Annotated in this window: 21 protein-coding genes; 10 read left to right on the top strand and 11 right to left on the bottom strand. The window is 72.3% G+C overall.

What is annotated here, in order from left to right:
- Window positions 1–30 precede the first annotated feature (30 nt).
- Both BCD48_RS38135 and BCD48_RS38130 read right to left on the bottom strand, forming a co-directional pair.
- Window positions 31–585, bottom strand: coding sequence for a PIN domain-containing protein (locus tag BCD48_RS38135; protein WP_071053243.1), 555 nt, complete (start codon window positions 583–585; stop codon window positions 31–33).
- A 3-nt stretch (window positions 586–588) separates the two neighbouring features.
- Window positions 589–1,047, bottom strand: a complete 459-nt coding sequence (locus tag BCD48_RS38130) for a helix-turn-helix domain-containing protein (protein ID WP_071053279.1) — start codon at window positions 1,045–1,047, stop codon at window positions 589–591.
- On the opposite strand from BCD48_RS38130, the gene BCD48_RS54475 reads away from it, so the two are divergent.
- Entirely contained in the window at window positions 949–1,386 is a 438-nt protein-coding gene (locus tag BCD48_RS54475; protein WP_241842315.1) for an acyl-CoA dehydrogenase family protein, read from the top strand. The genes BCD48_RS38130 and BCD48_RS54475 overlap by 99 nt on opposite strands.
- A 115-nt stretch (window positions 1,387–1,501) precedes the next feature.
- Here BCD48_RS54475 and BCD48_RS38120 read toward each other — a convergent pair whose 3' ends face one another.
- Window positions 1,502–2,209 (bottom strand): DUF2306 domain-containing protein, encoded by a 708-nt coding sequence (locus BCD48_RS38120; RefSeq protein WP_071053241.1) that lies wholly within the window; start codon window positions 2,207–2,209, stop codon window positions 1,502–1,504.
- Window positions 2,210–2,363: 154 nt separating this feature from the next.
- On the opposite strand from BCD48_RS38120, the gene BCD48_RS38115 reads away from it, so the two are divergent.
- The 6 genes from BCD48_RS38115 to BCD48_RS38090 all read left to right on the top strand — a co-directional run bounded on the left by BCD48_RS38115 (window position 2,364) and on the right by BCD48_RS38090 (window position 8,563).
- A complete protein-coding gene (locus tag BCD48_RS38115) occupies window positions 2,364–3,605 on the top strand; it encodes a sensor histidine kinase (RefSeq protein ID WP_083419817.1) in 1,242 nt (413 codons plus the stop codon).
- Window positions 3,602–4,267, top strand: coding sequence for a response regulator (locus BCD48_RS38110; protein WP_071053240.1), 666 nt, complete (start codon window positions 3,602–3,604; stop codon window positions 4,265–4,267). Before BCD48_RS38115 ends, BCD48_RS38110 begins: the two co-directional genes overlap by 4 nt.
- A gap of 236 nt (window positions 4,268–4,503) precedes the next feature.
- Complete coding sequence (locus tag BCD48_RS38105) at window positions 4,504–5,685, top strand: ABC transporter ATP-binding protein (protein ID WP_071053239.1); 1,182 nt, start codon at window positions 4,504–4,506, stop codon at window positions 5,683–5,685.
- On the top strand, window positions 5,682–6,512 hold the full coding sequence (locus BCD48_RS38100; RefSeq protein WP_083419816.1) for an ABC transporter permease: 831 nt from the start codon (window positions 5,682–5,684) through the stop codon (window positions 6,510–6,512). The genes BCD48_RS38105 and BCD48_RS38100 overlap by 4 nt, the downstream gene beginning before the upstream one ends.
- Window positions 6,513–6,635: 123 nt before the next feature.
- Window positions 6,636–7,961: a sensor histidine kinase gene (locus BCD48_RS38095; RefSeq protein WP_071053276.1), complete on the top strand. Its 1,326-nt coding sequence runs from the start codon at window positions 6,636–6,638 to the stop codon at window positions 7,959–7,961.
- Window positions 7,958–8,563 carry a response regulator transcription factor gene (locus BCD48_RS38090; RefSeq protein WP_071053238.1) on the top strand — a complete coding sequence of 202 codons (606 nt, stop codon included), beginning with the start codon at window positions 7,958–7,960 and terminating at the stop codon, window positions 8,561–8,563. Before BCD48_RS38095 ends, BCD48_RS38090 begins: the two co-directional genes overlap by 4 nt.
- 247 nt (window positions 8,564–8,810) lie before the next feature.
- Here the strand turns inward: BCD48_RS38090 and BCD48_RS38085 are convergent, their stop codons facing one another.
- The 6 genes from BCD48_RS38085 to BCD48_RS38060 form a co-directional block, all read right to left on the bottom strand.
- A complete protein-coding gene (locus BCD48_RS38085; protein WP_071053237.1) occupies window positions 8,811–10,433 on the bottom strand; it encodes a class I adenylate-forming enzyme family protein in 1,623 nt (540 codons plus the stop codon).
- Entirely contained in the window at window positions 10,405–11,448 is a 1,044-nt protein-coding gene (locus BCD48_RS38080) for an LLM class flavin-dependent oxidoreductase (protein WP_071053236.1), read from the bottom strand. Before BCD48_RS38080 ends, BCD48_RS38085 begins: the two co-directional genes overlap by 29 nt.
- Window positions 11,449–11,455: 7 nt before the next feature.
- Entirely contained in the window at window positions 11,456–12,619 is a 1,164-nt protein-coding gene (locus BCD48_RS38075; RefSeq protein ID WP_071053235.1) for an acyl-CoA dehydrogenase family protein, read from the bottom strand.
- Window positions 12,616–13,893, bottom strand: coding sequence for an acyl-CoA dehydrogenase family protein (locus tag BCD48_RS38070; protein ID WP_071053234.1), 1,278 nt, complete (start codon window positions 13,891–13,893; stop codon window positions 12,616–12,618). The genes BCD48_RS38075 and BCD48_RS38070 overlap by 4 nt, the downstream gene beginning before the upstream one ends.
- A gap of 77 nt (window positions 13,894–13,970) precedes the next feature.
- Complete coding sequence (locus BCD48_RS38065) at window positions 13,971–14,714, bottom strand: SDR family NAD(P)-dependent oxidoreductase (protein ID WP_071053233.1); 744 nt, start codon at window positions 14,712–14,714, stop codon at window positions 13,971–13,973.
- A gap of 66 nt (window positions 14,715–14,780) precedes the next feature.
- Entirely contained in the window at window positions 14,781–15,575 is a 795-nt protein-coding gene (locus BCD48_RS38060; protein WP_083419821.1) for an SDR family NAD(P)-dependent oxidoreductase, read from the bottom strand.
- Between the two features lie 195 nt (window positions 15,576–15,770).
- On the opposite strand from BCD48_RS38060, the gene BCD48_RS38055 reads away from it, so the two are divergent.
- Both BCD48_RS38055 and BCD48_RS38050 read left to right on the top strand, forming a co-directional pair.
- On the top strand, window positions 15,771–16,517 hold the full coding sequence (locus BCD48_RS38055) for an SDR family NAD(P)-dependent oxidoreductase (protein WP_071053232.1): 747 nt from the start codon (window positions 15,771–15,773) through the stop codon (window positions 16,515–16,517).
- Window positions 16,518–16,521: 4 nt separating this feature from the next.
- Window positions 16,522–17,475, top strand: coding sequence for an LLM class flavin-dependent oxidoreductase (locus BCD48_RS38050; protein ID WP_083419814.1), 954 nt, complete (start codon window positions 16,522–16,524; stop codon window positions 17,473–17,475).
- A gap of 87 nt (window positions 17,476–17,562) precedes the next feature.
- Here BCD48_RS38050 and BCD48_RS38045 read toward each other — a convergent pair whose 3' ends face one another.
- Entirely contained in the window at window positions 17,563–18,303 is a 741-nt protein-coding gene (locus tag BCD48_RS38045; RefSeq protein WP_241842318.1) for an alpha/beta fold hydrolase, read from the bottom strand.
- Window positions 18,304–18,459: 156 nt separating this feature from the next.
- The gene (locus tag BCD48_RS56105; protein WP_349308078.1) at window positions 18,460–18,630 is read right to left on the bottom strand and encodes an SDR family oxidoreductase; all 171 of its coding nucleotides are present in this window, start codon (window positions 18,628–18,630) and stop codon (window positions 18,460–18,462) included.
- 233 nt (window positions 18,631–18,863) lie between these two features.
- Here BCD48_RS56105 and BCD48_RS38040 point away from each other — a divergent pair, with 233 nt between their 5' ends.
- Entirely contained in the window at window positions 18,864–20,147 is a 1,284-nt protein-coding gene (locus tag BCD48_RS38040) for an aromatic ring-hydroxylating oxygenase subunit alpha (RefSeq protein WP_071053230.1), read from the top strand.
- Window positions 20,148–20,149 lie beyond the last annotated feature (2 nt).

Below are 20,149 nucleotides of genomic sequence, written 5' to 3'. Positions count from 1 at the left end.
CGTGCGGTGGCAACGGCGAGCGGGTCGTGGCTAGACCGTTCGGAGCGCGGCGACTGATTCCACGAGGCCGTCGCGTTCGAGCTGGTCGAGGACGTCGTCGATGGACTCTGGCGGGCTGGTCCGGGAATCGGCGATCTGCCGGATGGATGCGGCGACTGCGCGCCCTTTGACGCCGATCTGGTTCAGCACGAAGGCGTCGGGCGACTGGGCGTCGATGTTCCACGGTTCCAGGTCGGGGGCGGGGAAGTGCTTCAGGTTGCGGGTGACGATGACCTGGGCACCGGTCTTGACCGCCGCGGCGAGGACATGCCGGTCGTCAGGATCCGGGAGCTTGAGCCCGTCGATCAGCGGCTCGTAGCCGGAAACCAGGGCGTCTCGGACAGCCGCGTTCATGAGGTCGCGGAGACGGTCGAGGCGCGTGGGCGGAATGTCGGGCCGGTTGCGGCGGAGCGCGGTGACCATCTCGTCGAGGATCTGGCTGGTCCACTTGGCCTGGACCAGGCCCGACTGGGCGATTCTGATCAGCAGGTCGCGCAACGTGTTCGGGTAGAGCACGTTGGCGTCGTAGACCACCGTGAAGGTCATCGGTCAGTACAACCCCAGTTCCTGGGTCAGCTGGGTCAGTTCGTCGGCCGCGCGCCGCCGGGCCAGGTCGTCGCGGCTCTTGTAGGCGCGCAGGTCCTGGAACCTGACCCGGCGGTGGGTGCCGACCAGTCGGAACGGGATTTCGCCGGATTCCAGGAGTTTGATCAGGTAGGGGCGGGAGACGTTGAGGAACTCGGCGGCCTGCTGTGTGGTCAGCTCGGCGGAGTCGGGGATCACATGGACGCCCTCGCCGTTGGCGAGAAAACCGAGGATCTTCGCGAGTAGGACGGCCGCCTCCCGTGGGACAACCAGCGCGTCGTCACCCGCGAGCTCGCCGTTGATCGCGACCGGGTTCTCACCGGGGTGAGTCGTCAGGTACTCGCCGATGCGCCGCGCCGCCCGCAGGGCGAGCTCTCTCTCGGCGCCTTGCCGCCTGGCCGCGCCGTCAACCTGGCCGGGCATCGCCGCCACCTCCACCACCATGCATGTCTGCCAACCGCAGTATCCGCAACAATCGCAACATCTGCAAGCAGGCTGGCGGCATTCGTCCGCGCCGGCGACCTCGGTTCCGAGTCGTTCGTGTCCAAGCTGCAGTGGGCCACCTGGCATCAGCGTCTCGGCGAGCTCTCGATGCAGCTGCTCGGCCCGTCGGCGGAGATCGTCGGCGACGGTTACGCCCTCGACGGCTTCCAACGTGCCTTTCTCAACAGCCGCGCCGAGACCATCTACGGCGGAGCCAACGAGATCCAGCGCACCATCCTCGCCGAACGCGTCCTCGCCCTCCCCAAGGAACCCGCCTGAGCCCCGGCTGGGGCGAAGCCCCTCAGGAGGCTGGCATCCGCGGCCGTGATGCGATGAGGGGGCGGGCCTCCGCTCCTGGTGACGCCTCGAGTTTGGGGTTGGTCCTCGGGGTTGCTCACGTTTGGGCCACCGAGTGGGGGGTGGCCGGGCCGGCATACTTGTTGATGATCCAGTGGGCGACGATGACATTGGGCACCCAGCAAAGAAACGGCACCACCTGGTATGCGCGGTCGAACGCGAGATCGGACTCGGTGCCAGCGATGCCGCTCTGCGCCGCGATCAGCACGCCCAGCCACAGGCGGAGGGTCACCGCGGCGTAGGTCATGGCGAACGTCCGGATCGCCCAGCGCCGGTGCGCGCGGATGTCCCGCCGGATGGCCGCCCGCGCCGCCGCCACGGCGAACACCACCCACAGCACGGCCAGGAGGCCGAAGCCGGCCGTGCCGACGCCGCCCGCGAGGCTGACCGGCGCCAGCACCGCGCCCGCGGTGCCCGCGACGCAGATCGCCGCGATCGTGATCCGTCCGACGACCCGGTGTAGCCCGGCCGCGCGGGCGCGCACCCTGGCCGAGAGCTGGATAGGTGACAGGAGCAGGGCCGTCCCGCCGAACACGACGTGCAGGTAGAACGCGGTCCGCAGCGGCAGCGAACGGTCGACGTAGTTGGCGGCCAGCCGGTTCTGGTCATCGGCCAGGCTGCTCAGCGACGAGGTCAGGTACGGCAGCGGGGCGAACATCGCGATGGCCACCGCGCTGAGCGCGAACCACCAGAAAGCCGCGGTGCGGGAGCGGCTCGGCGCGGCGGGCCGGTCGATCGTTGACATGGCGCCAACACTGGATCTCCCGCCCGATCCGGATCGACCCCCAGGCGGGTGGATTCCGGCTGCCCGCCCGGGGATGCCGCATCACCCGCATGGGTGACCTGAGGCTGCCCTGAGCGGGGTCGCGTGGGCGGACCGACGACCGTCACCATGACCTATGTCCTCCACCGCCGTGGCCGGCCCGGCCGCCCGCCGCTCGACCCGAAAGGTGCGCGGGGACCGCCATGTTCGGGCGGCGTTCGTCACCTTGACGAGCCGCCCCGCGCGCTCCGACGTCTGGTTGGCCGTGGGCCTGGCGGCCGTGACCGTCACCGCGACGGTGCTCTCGCCGGGTGACCCGCCACACCGACCCGCCGGCCTGCTCGGCGCGGCTCTCGTCGCTTGCGCGGCGTGGTCATTGGTATGGCGGCACTCAGCACCCCTCGCCGCGAGCGCGGTGACGTCGGTGGCCGTGGTGGTCAACTCCGCGGCCGGCTTCGCCACGGGCGCCGTGCAGTGGCCGGCCTGGCTGGCGCTGTTCAGCGTCTTCGCCGCCGGCGGGCTCGTGCCGTGCCTCGCCGGATCGGCACTGGCCGCGGCCGCGGTGGGCGGGTATGCGCTGTTCGATCGTGACGTACCGACGGCTGGAACGTTCAGCGGCATCGCGATGTGCTTCCTGATCTCAGTGATCGCTGGCGATGCCGCTCGGGCTCGCCGCGCCTACGCGACGGAACAGCAGGCCCGGTTGCTGGGTGAAGCGAGGGAACGGGAGCTGGCCGTGGAACAGGCGCAGTTTGACGAGCGTGCCCGCCTCGCGGGCGAGCTGCACGACGCGCTCGGGCACGCGGTCAACGTCGTGGTGCTGCAGGCGGGTGTCGCCCGCCGGGTCTTCGCCGACAATCCCGGTTTCGCGCGCCAGGCCCTCGCCGACATCGAGAACGTCGGCCGCGAGGCGCTGGGTGAACTGGACATGCTGCTTCGGCTGCTGCACCCGCGGGACGAAGTACGGGTGAGCGCGCACGGCGACGGTGGGAGCCTGGGCGTCGAGCTTGCCGGCCTCGTCGACCGGATCCGGGCGCTCGGCAGAGTGGTGGAGCTGGAGGTGGCGCCGATCGACCCCGCCCTGTCCGCCGGTGTAGCCCGTACCGTCTACCGCGTGGTGCGGGAGGCGTTGACAAATGCCGTGCGCCACAGCGGCACCGGGCGCATCGAGGTACGAATGCGCGCCGACCCCGGCCGCGTCACGGTCGAGGTGTTCAACGAAGGTGACGGGTTCGCCGGCCCGGTGCCGGGGCGAGGTCTGGCCGGAATGCGGGAACGGGTGCGGATCGAGGGCGGGTCCTTCGAGGCCGGCCCGGTCGAGGGCGGGTTCCGGGTCCTCGTCACGCTTCCGCTCCGCGCCGACGGTGCCATCTCATGATCAATGTGCTATTGGCCGATGACGACGTTCTTGTGCGTAGTGGACTTCGCGCGCTTCTCGACGCGGAGCCCGGGATCAGGGTGGTGGGTGAAGCGGCTACTGGTGAGGACGCGGTGCGTCTGGCCCGCCGCGAGTGCCCCGACGTCGTCCTGATGGACGTGCGGATGCCGCGGCGGGACGGGGTCTGGGCAACCCGCCAGATCGCCAGCTGGCCCCTTCCTCGGCCGAGAGTCCTCGTTCTGACCACGTTCGACCTCGACCAGGTCGTCGAGGATGCGTTGACGGCCGGCGCGGACGGCTTCCTCCTCAAGCGGGCCACCCCGGACCAGCTGGTGGACGGGGTGCGGACGGTAGCCGCGGGCGACGCTCTGGTCGCGCCAGCGGTCACCCGCCGCCTGCTGGAGAAGTTCGCTCGCCGCCGCCCACCGGACCGGGAGCGACTGATACAGGCCGACCAGCTCACCGAACGCGAGAAGCAGGTGCTGCTGACACTGGCCGACGGACTGTCGAACCAGGAGATCGCCGAACGGCTGAACCTCTCCGTGGAGACGGTACGCACCCATCTCAAGCGGATTCTCGGCAAGCTCGGGGTTAGGGACCGCACCCAGGCGGTGGTATGGGCGTACCGGACCGGCTTTGTCGACGCGGTATCCCCCGACTAATTCGCGGCCGGGTAGATCGCGACGGGCGGACATCGATGTCGACGACGCCATCGTCGGCGTCCAGAACGCAGCACCGCCGGCCCAACAGCCACGCCGACCCCACCCGTACGCCCTTTGCCCCCGACGTGGCGTCGACGAAAACGTCTGGCCATCGCTGACATATGTCATGGGTGAACTCGGATGCGGCTCATTGAATCTGGTGACGACGTCACCACTCGTGATGCCGATGTTGCCGGATGCTGAATGTCGTGGACGAAGACACCAGTGTCATCACCGTCACGGATCTCTGGCGCCGCTATGGCCCGGTGGGAAGGCGCGGCTACGACGCGGTCCGGGGGGTGGCGTTCTCGGTGCGTCGAGGCGAGCTGTTCGCGCTGCTCGGGACCAACGGCGCCGGCAAGACCTCCACCCTCGAGGTGCTCGAGGGTCTGGCCAGGCCGAGCGCCGGCACCGTCAGGGTGCTCGGGTGTGACCCGTTCCGAGACCGGCGCCTGGTACGCCCCAGAATCGGGATCATGCTCCAGGCCGGGGCGTTTCCCGCCGATCTGACGGTCAGGGAGGCGGCCTGGGCGTGGGCCGGCACACTGACGTCGCCGCGCCCGGTCGCCGAGGCGCTCGAACTCGCCGGTGTGCATGACCGGGCGACGGTCCGTATCCGGCAGCTGTCCGGCGGTGAGCGGCGCCGGCTCGACCTCGCCATGGCCGTCCTCGGCCGACCGGAGGTGCTGTTCCTCGACGAGCCGACAACCGGTCTGGACCCGGAGAGTCGCCGTGCGACCTGGGACGGGATCGGGAACCTGCTCGCGGCGGGAACCACCGTGGTGCTCACCACCCATTACCTCGAGGAGGCCGAAGTGCTGGCGAACCATTTGGCGATCATGCATCGGGGCCGGGTCGTGCGGACCGGCACGCCGGCTGAGGTGGTCGCGTCGCAACCCGCCCGCATCTCGTTCGAACTGGACGCCGAGCTCCCCGTCGAGCTGCCGGAACTGCCCGGAACGCAGCTGCACCTGGCCGAGGCGAGGCTCGGCCGTCGGAAAGGCAAGGGCAAGGGCGGCGACGGCGGTGGCGACGGCGACGGCGACGGCGGTGGCGACGGCGGTGGCGACGGCGACGGTGGCGGTGGCGGTGGCGGTGGCGGTGGTGGGGGCGACGGCGGCGGGGGCGGCTGCGCGGTCCTGCTGACCACCGCGGACCTCCAGCAGACGCTCGCGGTGCTGCTCGCCTGGGGGAACCGGCATGGGATTCGCCTGCACAACCTTGACGCCCGGTCCGCGTCGCTGGAAGAGGCCTTTCTCGCCGTGGCCCAGTCCGAGCAGACCCTCGCCGGCGAGTTCCGACGGCCAGGCCGAGCGGTGCGGCCAGCCCAGCCGGCACGGGCGATGCGCGCGCGGCGATCGGACAGGATGTCGGCGTGAGCGGCGAAACCGGGCTGGCGCGCCTGCTGCCAGGAATGGTCGGCGCCGGTGCGGCGCGTCGGATCAGGTCGCTGGGGCGGGCCGAGGCAGTGCTGCTCCGGCGTAACGTCGTGGCGCTGCTCATCGCTCTCGGAACCCCGGTGAGCCTGCTACCGCTGGCCATGTCGGCCTCGGACCCGGACCGCCGGTTCGCCGGGCTCGGCGCGGCCGCGATCACCGCTCTGACGGCGATCGTGCTCCTGGCTGCCGTGTACTACAACCTCGTCACCACGCTGGTTGCTCGGCGTGAGGACCTGGTGCTCAAGCGGCTGCGGGCAGGTGAGGCCAGTGACCTCGAAATCCTGGCCGGGACGGCGGCGCCGGCCGTCGCGGTGGCTTGGGCGCAGATCGTGGTGGCCGCCGTGGCCACGGCGGCGCTGTTCGACCTGGCCGCGCCGGTGAACCCGCTGCTCGTGGTGGCCGCCGTCGGACTCGGCACGGTCGTGTTCGTGCTGCTGGCCGCGCTCAGCACGGCGGTGACCCCCAGTGTCGAGTTGGCACAGGTGACGACCATGCCGGTGCTGCTGGTGCCGCTGGTTCTGTGCGGGCTGTTCATCCCACTCGACGACCTGGCCGCGCCGTGGGAGTCCGTCGCCCGGGCGCTGCCACTCACCCCGGTGGTCGACCTGATGCGACTTGGCCTGACCGGAACCACCACCGACGGGCGCGTCGTCGACTTCGCCGGCTCGTTCGGCGCGGCGGCGGTGCCGACCCTGGTACTGGTGGCGTGGACGGGCGCGGCTGGCTGGGCGGCGCGGCGGTGGTTCCGGTGGGAACCGCGCCGGTGACCGACCGCCGGGCCGGGACGCGGGAAGATCGCGCTCGACCGTCCGAGGCGTGGTGGCCGTGACAGTGTGGACTCCATGACCCGGTGGTGGCGGTGGTGGCGCGCGCGGAGCAGCGCCGAGCGCATGGACGCCATGGTCCGGTGGCCGCTCTATCTGTTCTCCGCCGCCGAGCCAGGACTGGCGCTGCTCGCGGTCAACTCCCGGGCGGGGGCCTGGGGACCGCTGGCCGCCGGTTTCCTGGTGGTGTCCGCGCTGCATGCCGTGGCCTGTGTCGTGCTGCTGCGAGCCGGGTTCACGGCCTACCTGGGCGGACCGCGGCCGCCGGCTCGGCTGGTTGCCGGGGCCGCCGCGGGCGCCATCGCGGTGGTCGCGGTGGGCGCCGCCGTCCCCGGGTTCGCCGCCGATACCGGCGACGGCGTCCCGGTCACGCTCACCGTGGCGCTGATCGCCGGTGGCGCGCTGACCGGGGCGGTCGCGCCGCTGCTGCGGACACCGGCGCTGCTCGGCTGCGTGCCGCTGGGCGCCGTCGTCGCCGGGGGGCTGGTCGCGGTCGTGGGGGCCGGAACCTCGGGGCCCGGGAACGCGTCGGGCAAGGCGGCGTTCGAGGCGGGCGCGTTTTACGCGTCCACGATCGTGTTCGTGGCGCTCACCTACCGGGTCTCGACCTGGATGCTCGGTGTGGTGTGGGAGATCGACCGGTCGCGGGCCGTCCACGCCAGCCTGGCCGTAGCGGAGGAACGGCTGCGGTTCGCCCGAGACCTGCATGACGTCCTCGGTCATAACCTGTCGCTGATAGCCGTCCAGAGTGAACTCGCCGCGCGCCTGGCCACCCGCGGCGACGCCGGAACGGCGAAACGGATGCTGGAGGTCCGTCAGGTGGCTCACGATTCGCTGCGCGAGATGCGCGCGGTGGTCGACGGTTACCGCCGGGCCGACCTCGGCGCGGAGCTCGCGGGCGCGCGGTCGCTGTTGCGTTCGGCTGGCGTGGCCTGCCGGGTCACCGGCGAGGTCAGCCGGGACGGCCGTGATCAGGCCCTGCCTGCCTCCGCGCAGGCCACGCTGGGATGGGTCGTCCGAGAGGCGACCACCAACGTGATCCATCACAGCGAGGCCACCACCTGCACCATCGACCTCGAGGTGCGCGGCGGCCCCGGTCGCGCGCGTACCGCGGTGCTGCGGATCACCAACGACGGCGTTGCGGCGGTCCCGGCGGGCACCACCAGACTGGGCGGCTCGGCCCCCGCCCCTGGGGCGGGCAGCGGCCTCGCCGGCCTCGAGGAGCGGCTCGCCGGCTTGGGCGGCGTTCTCACCGCGGCCCGGGAGCCGGGTGGCTACTTCGTCCTGGAGGCGCGGCTCCCGGTCCCCGTCGACGCCGTGGAAGGCACGTCCCCGGTCGGGACGCCGCCGCCCGCGCCGGCCGGGGCTACCGTGGCGGAGGCAAGCCGGTGATCAAGGTGCTGCTCGCCGATGACGAGAACCTCATCCGCGGTGCGCTGGCAGTGCTGCTGTCCATGGAAGACGACATCACGGTGGTCGCGCAGGCGGCATCCGGGCCGGAGGCGCTGGCGACGGGACGGCTCCACCGCCCCGACGTCGCGCTGCTCGACCTCCAGATGCCCGGCCTGGACGGCATTGCTGTCGCCCAGGCGCTGCGTACCGACCTGCCCACATGCGCCAACGTGATCCTGACCAGCCACGGGCGGCCCGGCTATCTCAAGCGGGCGCTCGCCGCCGGAGCACGCGGCTTCCTGCCCAAGACCGTGTCCGCGCAGGTGCTCGCCGACGTGGTGCGGGCGGTGCACCGCGGCGGCCGCTACGTGGACCCGGAGCTGGCCGCCGAGGCCATCGCGGCCGGGGACAGCCCGCTGACGCCGCGCGAGACCGAGGTACTCGATCTGGCTGCCGGCGGCGCGCCGGTGGAGGAGATCGCGGCGCGGGTGTCGCTGTCGCGGGGCACGGTGCGCAACTACCTGTCCTCGGCTGTCGCCAAGCTGGGTGCCGTCAACCGGCACGAGGCCGTCCAGCTCGCTCGCATCCGCGGCTGGATCTGACCCGGAGCGGCCCGCCCCGACTGGGCGATTCTGATCAGCAGGTCGCGCAACGCGTTCGGGTAGAGCACGTTGGCGTCGTAGACCACCGTGAAGGTCATCGGTCAGCACAACCCCAGTTCCTGGGTCAGCTGGGTCAGTTCGTCGGCCGCAACAATCGCAACATCTGCAAGAGTGCTGGCGGCAGTCGTCGCTTGGCGCGCCACAAGGGCGTTGTCCAGCCGGGGGCCAGGCCAGGCCCGCGGCCTGGTCAGCCGGCCGGCCGCTGCTGGGCGAGCTCCGCGTCGAGTTCGTCCCGCAGGATGTTCTTGCGGATCTTCTGCGAGGCCGTCATCGGGAAGCTGGTCGTCTGGCGCCACACGACCGGCACCTTGAAGGGGGCGAGCACCTGGCGGGCGTGGGCCCGCAGCTCGTCCTCGGTCAGGGCGGCCCCGGGGGCGGGGCGGACGAACGCGGCGACCTGCTCACCCCACAGCGGGTCCGGGACGCCGACGACCGCGGCCTCGGCGATCTCCGGGTGGGTGAGTAGCGCTTCCTCGATCTCGCGAGGGTAGATGTTCTCGCCGCCCCGGATGATCATTTCCCGGAGGCGGCCGCGGTAGGTGAGCACGCCGCGGGCGTCCATTGACGCGAGATCGCCGGTGTGCAACCACCCGTCGGCGTCGAGCACCTCGATGTCCCCTTCGGGGCCGGCGAGGTAGCCCGTCATGGTCAGCGGGGAGCGAGTGCACAGCTCGCCAACCTCGTCGAACGCGGCGATGTCGCCCGAGTCATCGGCGGTTGCCGTGTCGATCCGGCGGATGCGGACCTCCCGCCGCGGCAGCGGCCGTCCGATGGTCGTGGCCTTGTCCTCGGCACTGTCGTGGGGTGAGGTCTGCGTGATCGAAACCGACTCGGACTGGCCGTAGCCGATGAGCACCGTCGCGTCGAGGCGAGCTTCCAGGTCCCGCACCAGCGCCGGCGGCAGTGAGGCGCCGCCGCCCATCATCGTGCGCAGGGCACTCAGGTCCGTGTTCGCGAAGTCCGGGTGGGCGACCAGTCGTTGCAGCACGGTCGGCACGAAGCCGGTGTGCGTCGCGCGGCTGCGCGCGAGCAGGCGCAGCAGCGCCCCGGGCTCGGCCGTCGGCGCGACGACGTAGGCGCCCCGCACGGCGAGCGCGCCGAGGACGGTCGACACGGAGCCGCCCACGTGGTGCAGCGGCAGCGCCGTGCACCAGACCTCCCCGTCGGTCGGATCGATCGCCAGCGCCGAGAACCGGGCGCTGTTGAGCGCGCCGAGGTGGTCCAGGAGCGCGCCCTTCGGCTGGCCGGTGGTGCCCGAGGTGAACTGGACGAGGAAGGGCGCTCGCGGCTGAACCGGTGGGGGAGCGGCACCGGTGTCGGTCGTGGCGAGGATCTTGGCGGCCCACGCCTCCAGGTCGACCACGGCCCGGATCGCCGGCAGGCTGTCACGCAGCTGGTCCGCGCGGGTGAGCAGCGGTCTGCCGGCCGAGCCGGCGACCGTGAACAGCAGCGTCGTCCCGGCGGCGCGCAGCAGGTATTCACACTCGGCGTCGACGAGCGCCGGGTTCAGCGGCGTGAGGACGGTCCCAGCCAGCGCGCTGGCGTACTCGAGCACGACCCAGCCGACGCTGTTCGGCGCCCACACCGCGATCCGTGCTCCCGGCCGTGTCCGTGCCAGCAGCCACCGCGCGCCGCGGGCCGCGGCCTGGTGGAGGTCCATCCAGGTCAGCTGGCGAAGGTCGTGCCCGTCCTCCCAGAGGATGGCGGGCCGGGTGGGAGTCGCGCGAGCCTGTTCGGCCAGCAGGTCGCCGATGGAGCAGTCGAGCAGGTCGATGGCCGTGTCAGCGGTCCACAGCGCTTGTGACGTCATCGGCACGGGGCGCGCTCCTTCCGGTGACCGGTCCGGCGGCGAGGAGAGGGGCGAGCCGGGTGCAGATCGTCTGGACATGGCGGGCGACGGCGTCTTCGGGCTGGCCGCCGACGGATGCCCACAGGAAGACCGTCTCGACCGGGGCGTCGCCGACATGGTCGAAGATGCGCCCGGCGATGCCCTCCGGTGTGTCGCACCAGAAGTAGCCGAGGATCCGGGCGGAGCGGGTCCGCAACTTGTCCGGGTCGAGCGGCCTGGGCACCGGCTGGCCGGTGCCCTCGACCATGTGCCGGCGGTAGGAGTCCTGCTGGTAGGCGAGGTAGGGGGCGACGACCGGCCAGTCGGCTTCCGGGTCCTCACTGACCCAGGCCTGGATGCCGCCGGCCATCCGGCCGGCCGTCGGGTCGTGGCCGGCCTCGACGAGCCCGGCGCGGTAGTGCGGCCAGTTCGCCGCGTCCGCCGACAGCAGCGGCTCGCCGAGCAGGCCGGCGCGCCGCGCCCCCTGCGGGCCCTGGTAGCCCATCCAGATCGGCGGCCGTTCCTGGACCGGCCGGGGCGTCACCCCGCCCGGTCCCCACAGCCGGCGGATCTCGCGCGCCCGCTCGTCGGTCTGCGCGTAGCGGCGCTCCATGGAAGCCCCGAACAGGGCGTACTCCGGGACCCGGTAGCCGGCGCCGATGCCCAGGTCGAGCCGCCCGCCGGAGACCAGGTCGACCATCGCGGCCTGCTCGGCGATCTCGGCGGGATGGTGCAGCGGCGCGACGACGATGGCCGTGCCGATGCGCACCCGGGACGTCCGGGCGGCGACCGCCGCGGCGAACGTCAGGGGCGCGGCCAGGTAGTCGTCGTCGAACCGGTGGTGCTCGGTCAGCCAGACGGAGTGGGCGCCGAGGTGCTCGGCCTCCTGGCACATCTCCAGGGCGAAGGCGTACATCCGGGCCGGGTCGCGCCGCCACCGCGGCGGGTTGCGCAGGTCGAAGTAGAGGCCGACGTCGAGTCCTCCCGAGGCGTTCACCGGCGCCTCACATGCCCGCGCGGGCCAGCAGCCGCTCGTGGTAGACGGCCGGGCCGCCGAACAGCAGCTGGGAGGACTTCGCGCGGCGGAAGTACAGATGGGCGGGATGCTCCCAGGTGAAGCCGATGCCGCCGTGGACCTGGATGTTCTCCGCCGCGACGGCCATGAACGCCTCCGAGCAGACGACGTGCGCGACGGCGGCGGCCACCCCCGGGTCGGGCGCGCCGGCGGCGCCGTCGAGCGCGGCGGCGGCCTCCCGCGCGGCCGCGTCGGCGACCTGGATGCGGGTGAACATGTCGGCGCACTTGTGCTTGACGGCCTGGAAGGTGCCGATGGGCCGGCCGAACTGCACCCGGTCCTTGGCGTAGGCGGTGGCGGCGTCGAGACAGGCCCGCGCGCCGCCGACCTGCTCGGCGGCCAGCGCTGCGGTCGCCACGTCGAGGACGCGGCGCAGGACGCCGGCCGCGCCGCCGGGCTCGCCGACGACCGTCGCCGGGGTGCTCCAGAAGTCGAGCCGAGCCACCCGACGGGTGAGGTCGAGGGTGGGCAGCGAAGTCCTTGTAAGGCCAACCGCTGTGCCGTCGACGGCGCACAGGGTCGGGCCGGCCGGGCCGGCGGCGACGACGAGCACGACATCCGCGCCGGCGCCGTCGACGACGAGCGGCGCCGAGCCGTCGAGCGTGACGCCGCACTGCCCCGGCTCCGCCGCCACGGCGAGGCCGCCCCGCGCGTCGGCTCCGTCGAGGTCCCAGCCGCCGTCGCGGCCGGGTGCTGCCAGCGCGGCGAGGGTGGTGCCGGCCGCGATGCCGGGCAGCAGCCGCCTGGCGGCGTCGGCATCGCCCGCGGCGGCCAGTGCCGTCCCGGCGAGCACGACCGACGAGAAGAACGGCGCGGGCAACAGCACCCGGCCCAGCTCGCCGAGCACGACGGACAGCGCCGTCATGCCGGCGCCGTCGCCGCCGTGCTCGGCTGGCAACGCGAGCGCCTGCAGACCCAGCTGTTCGGCCATCTGCGCCCAGACCTTCTCGTCGTAGCCGCGGTCGGAGGCCGCGGCGGCGCGCACGGCCGCCTCATCGGCCTTGGCCGTGAGGAAGTCCCGGGTCGCCGCGCGCAGCTCCTCGAGCTCCGCCTCCCCGATCCGCCCGTCCGCGACGTCGAGGTCGCCGGTCATGATTCGCCCCTTCCCGAGCGGCGCAGCTCCCGGAACGGCGACTTCGTGTCGATGCCCGGTTCCTTCGGCAGGCCGAGCACCCGCTCCGCGAGGATGTTCTTCATGATCTCTTCGGTGCCGCCGAGGATGCGCAGCGCCGGGGTGGCCAGCAGCAGCTCGGCCCACGCGAACGTCCCCCACTCGCCGGTGTCCGCCACGAGGCGCGGGCCGACGACCTCGGCCGCGAAGTGGGCGCCGCGGGTGAGGTTGCGGGCGTACATGAGCTTGGAGACGCTCGCCTCCGGGCCTGGCTGCTCGCCGGCCCTGGCCCGGCGCAGCGACTGGTGGTTGAGGTAATCGGTGGCGGCGACCTCGGCGTAGAGGCCGGCGAGCTCGCGGCGCGCGGCGGCGTCGTCGAGCCGCCCGTTCGCGCGCAGCAGCTCGGCGAGGAACGGAAGGGACACGGCGCGGCCGGCGGGGCCGGCGGCGCCCTCGCCCCCGACGCTGGCCCGCTCGTTCATCAGCGTGGTCAGCGCGACGGCCCAGCCGCCGTCGACGTCACCGAGCCGGTGGTCGTCCGGCACGCGGACGTCGGTCAGGAACACCTCGTTGAAGTCGGCGCCACCGCTCATCTGGCGCAGCGGGCGGATCTCGACGCCGGGCGCCGCCATGTCGACGAGGAACGCGGTGATGCCTCTGTGCTTGGGCTTGTCGGGGTCGGTGCGACACAGCGCCAGGCCGACGGCGGCGTGCTGGGCGACCGACGTCCAGACCTTCTGGCCGCTCAGGACCCACTCGTCGCCGTCGCGGACCGCGCTCGTCCGCACGCTCGCGAGGTCGGAGCCCGCGCCCGGCTCGCTGAACAGCTGGCAGGCGATGATGTCGCCGGCGTACATCGCGGGCAGGTAGCGGCGCCGGATGTGCTCCTGGGCGTGCGTGAGGATCGTCGGCCCGATCATCCCGAGGCCGATCAGGGAGAGCACCGACGTGTCGGGCACGTCGTACTCGGCCTCCAGGGCGTCGTACGCCAGGTCGTGCACGGAGGTCAGGCCGCGGCCGCCGAACTCGGCGGGGCCGGTGATCCAGCCGAAGCCGTTGTCGTGGCGGACCTTCTGCCAGGCCTTCGCCTCGGCGACCCTGGCCGCGTCGACGTCCGGTGGGTCGGCGCTGAAGTAGGCGACCTGGTCGTCGCCGACGCCCCACTGGACGGCCTGGCCGCCGCCGGTACGCCGGGTCGCGTGGGTGTCGAGGAAGGCACGCGCCTCCTCGACGAACGAGTCTGTGTCGCTCGGCATCCGCGGGTCTCCTCGGAACGCGTGGGAACAGGTGGCGCGGGCATGGGCGCCCGTTCGGCGGATCGGGTGCGGGCAGGTCAGGCGCCCATGCTGAGACCTCCGTCGACGGTCACCACCGAGCCGGTGACGTAGCTGGCGCGCTCGTCGAGCAGGAACGCGACGGCGTGGGCGAGCTCCGCCGGGTCGCCGCGGCGGCCCATCGGGATCAGGCCGCGGATGGCCTCCTGCGACGAAGGCGCCATCGCGTGGGTCATGTCGGTCTCGAAGACGCCGGGGACGACGAGGTTGACGGTGATTCCCTTGCGCGCGACGGCGCGGGCCAGCGACCGGGTCAGCCCCGCCAGTCCCGCCTTCGCCGCCCCGTAGCCGACCTGCGCCGGGTGGCCCATCGGGGCTGTGACCGAGCCGACGTTGACGATCCGGCCGAACCGCTGTCGCTCCATCGGCTCCAGCGCCGCCTGCGCCAGGTACCACGGCCCGGACAGGTTGACCCGCAGCGCCAGGTCCCACTCGTCGGCGGTCAGCTGGGCGGCCTTGTTCTCCACCAGGACGCCGGCGTTGTTGACCAGGTGGTCGAGGCGGCCGTGGGTGGCGACCACCTCGGCGACGAGCGCACGGGCGAACCCGCGGTCGCCGACGTCGCCCGGGTGCAGGCTCACCGAGCCGCCCGTGTCCGCCAGCCGATCCCGCAGCGCCCGCGCCCTGTCATGGTCGCCGGCGTACACGGCCGCCACGTGCGCCCCGCCCGCCAGCAGCAGCTCGGTGACCGCGGCCCCGAGGCCGCGGGTACCGCCGGTGACGATCGCGACCCGTCCCTTCACGCTGCCTCCCTCGTCGTTGCCGTGCACGGCTGTCGTAGGCCGGGCTCCCCGGCCGGCTCGCCGAGGTCAGGCCCGCATGTAGGCGCCGCTGGCCACGTTGACCGACTCGCCGGTGACGCAGCGGGCGCGGTCGCTGGCGAGGAAGGCGATGGTCTCGGCGATGTCGTCCACTGTCGGCATCCACGGCAGCGGCCCACGGTTGCCCGGGTCCTCGAGGATCTCCGGATGCTGGTCGATGAACCGGGTGCCGCGGACCACCCCCATCGCCACCGTCACGGCCCGGATCCCGAAGGGCCCGCCCTCGTGGGCCACCGACCGGGTCAGCACGTTCAGGCCGCCCTTGGTGATCGCGTATGGGCTCTCCAAGCCGTTGCCGCCCACGTCGGGGGCGTAGGAGGAGACGTTGACGACGACCCCGCGCTGGTGGTCGCGCATCGCCGGCAGCAGCCGCCGGCACAGGTACCACGGCCCGCTGAGGTTGATCTCGAGAGCTCGGTCCCAGTCGGCCGGGTCGTAGTCGAAGTGCCCGCCCATCCGGTTGAAGGCCGCGTTGTTCACCAGTACGTCGACCGTGCCGTGGTCGGCGAGCACGGCCTCGACGACCGTGTCGATCGCGGCACGATTGCCGACGTCGAGCGGGTGGCCGACGACGGTGGCGTGGCGGTGTTCCTGCGCCAGCCGCGCGGCGACGGCCTCGGTGCGCCGCGCGTGCGCGTCGGTGACGACCACGGTCGCGCCCGCGGCGGCGAACCGCCGCGCGGTCGCCTCGCCGATGCCGCCGCCCGCCGCCGCGGTGACCAGCACGACCCGGCCGGCGAACTCCTTCGGGTCGACGACCGGCGGGAGCTGGGGCTCAGGCACCAACGGTGACCTCCTCCGTCCATGCGCGGCTCGGGCCGATGCGAGCCGGTGCGATCCGACCGCTGTCCTCGTCGCTCGCTAACAGGTAAATTAACATACTAATTCGAATTCGTTGGAAGTCTGGCCGCCTGGCTGGCCCGCCCGCGCTGAGCGGGCGGGCCAGCCAGGCGGTGGCGAGACGAGAGGGGAACGACGATGGGTCGAACGGCGGCGGTGACCGGCGCGGCGCGCGGGATCGGCACGGCTATCGCGGACGGTCTCGCGGCGGCGGGCCACGACGTGGCGGTGCTCGACCTCGACGCCGACGCGGCCGGGAAGGTGGCGGCCGGGCTCGCCGAGCGCCACGGCGTCCGGGCGGTCGGCGTGGGCGTCGACATCACCGACGCGGCGGGCGTCAGCGCCGCCGTCGCACGGGTGACGGGGGCTCTCGGCCCCGTCGAGGTCCTCGTCAACAACGCCGGCGTCGATGTGATCAAGCCGTTCCTCGAGTCCACCGAGGAAGAGTGGGCCCGCATCGTCTCGGTGAACCTGCTCGGCACGATCCGGGTGACCCGGGCCGTGCTCGACGCGATGGTGGAACGCGGCTGGGGTCGCGTCGTGATGATCGCCTCGGACGCAGGCCGGGTCGGCTCGTCGGGCGAGGTCGTCTACAGCGGCTCCAAGGGCGGAGTGATCGCCTTCGGCAAGGCCCTGGCCCGCGAGGTCGCCCGGCACGGCGTGACGGTGAACAGCGTCTGCCCCGGGCCGACGGACACCGCGCTGCTCGACCAGGTCGCCGCCGTCAGCCAGAAGCTCTATGACGGCCTGGCGAAGGCGGTCCCGATGCGCCGGATCGCCACCCCCGAGGACATCGCGCCAGCCGTCGTCTTCCTCGCGTCGGACGGCGCCGGCTACACGACCGGCCAGACTCTGTCCGTCAGCGGCGGCCTGACGATGGCCTGACCCGGTGGCCACGTCGACCAGGCCGGCCGCAGCCGGCGCGGCACCGGGCGGCCTTCGCGTGGGCCTGCGGGTCCCGCGCGGCCTGTTCGCCGCTGGCCGCCTGCGGGCGGCCGTGGACAGTGCCGAGGCCGCCGGCCTGGACCTGCTCGCCGTGGGGGACCACGTGACCTTCCACGGCGGGCAGGGCGGGGACGGCCTCGTCCAGGCCGCCGCCCTGGCCGTGCTCGCCCGCCGGGCGCGGGTGGCGGTGTCGGTCTACCAGCTGGCGCTGCGCCATCCCGTCGCCGTAGCCCGCCAGGTCGTCGACGTCGCCGCCCTTGCCCCTGGCGGCCTCACCCTCGGCGTGGGGGTGGGCGGCGAGGACCGACGGGAGGTGGAGGCGCTCGGTGTCGACCCGGCCACCCGGGGCCGCCGGCTCGACGAGGCGCTGACGGTGCTGCGTCGGCTCCTCACCGGCGAGCCGGTCAACCACGACGGCCGGTTCTTCACGCTGTCCGGAGTGGCTGTCCGCCCCGCGCCGGTTCGACCTGTGCCGATCATCGTCGGCGGACGGTCGGACGCGGCGCTGCGCCGGGCCGCGCTGCACGGCGACGGCTGGCTCGGAGTCTGGGTCTCGGCCGCCCGGTTCGCCGAGGCAGTACGGCAGGTCGAGGCGATCGCCGCCGACGCGGGGCGGGCGACGCCCGCCTGGCGCCACGGGCTACAGGTCTGGTGCGGGTTCGGCGACGACCCGCGACGCGCCGCGGCGACGCTGGCCGCCGAGATGGAGGGGCTGTACGCCCTGCCCTTCGAACGGTTCGCCCGTTGGTGCCCGGCCGGGCAGCCCGAGGACGTCGCGGAGTTCCTCGCGCCCTATGCGGCCGCCGGCGCGCGCGACGTGTGCCTGATCGCCGTCGCCGACGACCCGCTGGAGGCGGTCGCCGGCGCCGCGGCCGTCCGCGAGCTGCTCGCCGGGTAGCATCCCGCTTCGCCGGGGCGCCTACGACTGAGGGTGGGTCGCGGCCCACGTAGCCCGATCGATGGCGTGGACGCCGTGGTCACAGCCCTAGCGGCCGAGGAAGCCCAAGCGGCCGAGGAAGTCGGTCACAAGCTGAGCCACCCGCTCGGGCTGCTGCTCCATCAGGGGGATGGTGCCGTCCTCAATGACCGTGACGTCGACCGAGCGGGCGTTGACGAGATTCGCCTGCAGCTTGGCGACAGCAGGGAGCGCGAAGGGGTCCGCCTCGGCCCCGATCAGCAGGACCGGCGCCGTGACGAGGGGGATCCGGTCTTCCATGAGGTAGCGGGCACAGGCACGGTGCCCCTCCATGGGGTCGACCCCTGGGGCCAGGGCATCGCGGATGAAACGGTCGAGCAGGTCCGGCCGGCCGGCGGGATAGTAGGGCCGTCGCAACGACCAGAGTTCCAGGAGGTGAGCGCCGTCTTCCGCCACCGTGGCCGCGTCGACCCCCGGCCCGTCGGCGTGGGACGCGCGGTAGTCCGCGTTCGTCCACGGGCTGGAGGACAGCACCAGCGCATCGACCCGCCCCGGTGCGCTCGCCGCCATCTCGACCGCTACGACCGCCCCCGTATGGTGCCCGATCAGGACGGCAGAAGCGATGCCGAGGGCGTCGAGCAGGGCAAACGCTCCCTGCGCCAGCTGCTCAATAGTCTGCGGCCGCGGCAGGGGAGCACTCATTCCGAACCCCAGCATGTCCATCGCGATCACTCTGTGGCCGGTCGCCAGGAGCGGCTGTACCTCCCGGAACTCGTCGTGTGAGCGCGGTGTCTGATGGAGCAGGAGCATCGTGGCCCCTGTGCCCTGTTCGGCGTAGTGGAGTTGACCGAACCGGGTGTCGGCATACGCGCGCCGTAGCCCCGAGGATCGAGGTGAGTCGGCGGGGGGGACGGCGGAAGCCGTGATGGTCATCGCATGCTCCTGTTCGCGGTTCGGAGGGCTGGGTCAATGGGCCRTGTAGCCGCCGTCTACGTGGATGGCGGCGCCCGTCGTCCAGGCGGACTCCGCCGCCAGCAGGAAGAGCGCCGCGTGCGCGATGTCACCCGGGGTTCCCCATTGGCCGAGCGGAACCCGCCTGGTGAACCTCTCGTCCGCGGCGGCACGACGGAATGGGATGGAGCCGTTCGCGACCGAACGTAGGTCGCCGCTCGGAACGGGTCGCCTCAGCCGGACCGCTGAACGAAACCTGAGACGGGTGACTCGGCTGGGCGGCGGAGAGTCGGCCTCGGTTCCGTCAGGCGAACCAGTGATCTTGTCCTCGCTCCGCGCTCGGTGGTCTGCTCGCTGAATCCAGCACGTCGTGTACTCGACGCATGCGTCCGTTGCCGTGAGCCAGACGTGGAGCAGACATGAACGAGTCCGTGCACCCGAGGGTCGAGGCGCCCGAGGCCCGCACCGCCAGGTCGCCCAGAACGAGGGGCGCGGGACACCGGGCGGGCGAGCTCCCGGGACGTCAGGACTGGTCGACCTGGCCGCACTACCAGGCTGCCGAGGCCGGCTTCCGCGGCTACTGGTACCCCGTCTGCTTCTCCTCCCAGGTTGGCGAGAAGCCGCGCAAGGTGACCCTGCTCGGCGAGGACCTGTTCGTGATCCGCGACAAGGGCAAGGTCTTCGGGATGAAGGATCGCTGCCCGCACCGCGGGGTGCCCCTGAGTCTCGGCAACAAGCAGTTCCCGGGCACCGTCTCGTGCGTGTACCACGGTTGGACGTTCGATCTGGAGACGGGCGAGCTCAAAGCCGCCATCACCGACGGCCCGCAGTCGCCGATCTGCGGCAAGGTCACCCAGCCGACATACGACGTCGAGGAGCGCCTCGGCATGGTCTGGGTCTTCGTCGGTGACGGCGAGGAACCGCACTCGATCGACGACCAACTGCCGGAAGAGCTCGTCGGGAAGGCGGCGGTAGTGGGTGCTCGTATCCAGCCTCGCCCGGGTAACTGGCGGTTTGCGTGCGAGAACGGCTATGACGAGGGCCATGCCAAGTACCTGCACCGGACTTCCCTGTGGCGGCTGTTCAAGCCAATGCCGGTGTGGAACACGACCAAAATTGTACGGCGCGGCCGCTGGATCTACCGCGTCCAGCAGGAGCAGTTCTGGGAAGCGGAGTTTCCTGGTCTGGGTCGCTGGTCGGGCCAGGCCTGGTACAAGCTCAAGCCACCCAGGGAGACGAAGAACGTCGGAAACACCACCTCGCACCGCGCGGTGAACCCGGTGATCGCCGCGCAGGACTTTCCCGGGTTCGCGTCCGTGAGTATGCCGGGTATGCTGCGGATCGTCTACCCGACCTTCATCCACTACGAGTTCTATGTGTCGGTGGATCGCGACCACCACCTGTACGTCGGCGTCCTGGCTGACTTCAAAAAGGGCCTCCGGACGCTCCCGTTCTACGCCAAGTATCTCGGCGCCGTTCGCTGGCTCTTCCACGGGCAGTTCTCCGCGCAGGACAAGTGGATGGTCGAGATGACCGATGCGCCCCCGGAGAAGCTCTACCGTCCGGACGACTCGCTGCTGCAGTGGCGCAAGCTCGCTGACAACACCGCCAGGGACCGCCTCGCGGCGCTGCGCGAGAAGGGCCTGGACCCTGTTGTCGCGACGGCGGACCGATCCGGCGCGCGGACCGTGGGCGAGAGCTGACG

This window comes from Pseudofrankia coriaricola, assembly GCF_001854805.1.
GTDB lineage: Bacteria > Actinomycetota > Actinomycetes > Frankiales > Frankiaceae > Pseudofrankia.
The sequence above is the reverse complement of the archived record's forward strand: the minus strand, read 5'-3'. Positions and strand labels throughout refer to the sequence as shown.

Excerpts from the sequence above, each read along its gene's own strand:
- BCD48_RS38070 (WP_071053234.1), bottom strand. The coding sequence starts at position 13,893 with ATGCCGAGCGACACAGACTCGTTCGTCGAGGAGGCGCGTGCCTTCCTC.
- BCD48_RS38110 (WP_071053240.1), top strand. The coding sequence starts at position 3,602 with ATGATCAATGTGCTATTGGCCGATGACGACGTTCTTGTGCGTAGTGGA.
- BCD48_RS38105 (WP_071053239.1), top strand. The coding sequence starts at position 4,504 with ATGCTGAATGTCGTGGACGAAGACACCAGTGTCATCACCGTCACGGAT.
- BCD48_RS38135 (WP_071053243.1), bottom strand. The coding sequence starts at position 585 with ATGACCTTCACGGTGGTCTACGACGCCAACGTGCTCTACCCGAACACG.
- BCD48_RS38130 (WP_071053279.1), bottom strand. The coding sequence starts at position 1,047 with ATGCCCGGCCAGGTTGACGGCGCGGCCAGGCGGCAAGGCGCCGAGAGA.
- BCD48_RS38040 (WP_071053230.1), top strand. The coding sequence starts at position 18,864 with ATGAACGAGTCCGTGCACCCGAGGGTCGAGGCGCCCGAGGCCCGCACC.
- BCD48_RS38115 (WP_083419817.1), top strand. The coding sequence starts at position 2,364 with ATGTCCTCCACCGCCGTGGCCGGCCCGGCCGCCCGCCGCTCGACCCGA.
- BCD48_RS38045 (WP_241842318.1), bottom strand. The coding sequence starts at position 18,303 with ATGCTCCTGCTCCATCAGACACCGCGCTCACACGACGAGTTCCGGGAG.
- BCD48_RS38075 (WP_071053235.1), bottom strand. The coding sequence starts at position 12,619 with ATGACCGGCGACCTCGACGTCGCGGACGGGCGGATCGGGGAGGCGGAG.
- BCD48_RS38120 (WP_071053241.1), bottom strand. The coding sequence starts at position 2,209 with ATGTCAACGATCGACCGGCCCGCCGCGCCGAGCCGCTCCCGCACCGCG.
- BCD48_RS38055 (WP_071053232.1), top strand. The coding sequence starts at position 15,771 with ATGGGTCGAACGGCGGCGGTGACCGGCGCGGCGCGCGGGATCGGCACG.
- BCD48_RS38085 (WP_071053237.1), bottom strand. The coding sequence starts at position 10,433 with ATGACGTCACAAGCGCTGTGGACCGCTGACACGGCCATCGACCTGCTC.
- BCD48_RS38095 (WP_071053276.1), top strand. The coding sequence starts at position 6,636 with ATGGACGCCATGGTCCGGTGGCCGCTCTATCTGTTCTCCGCCGCCGAG.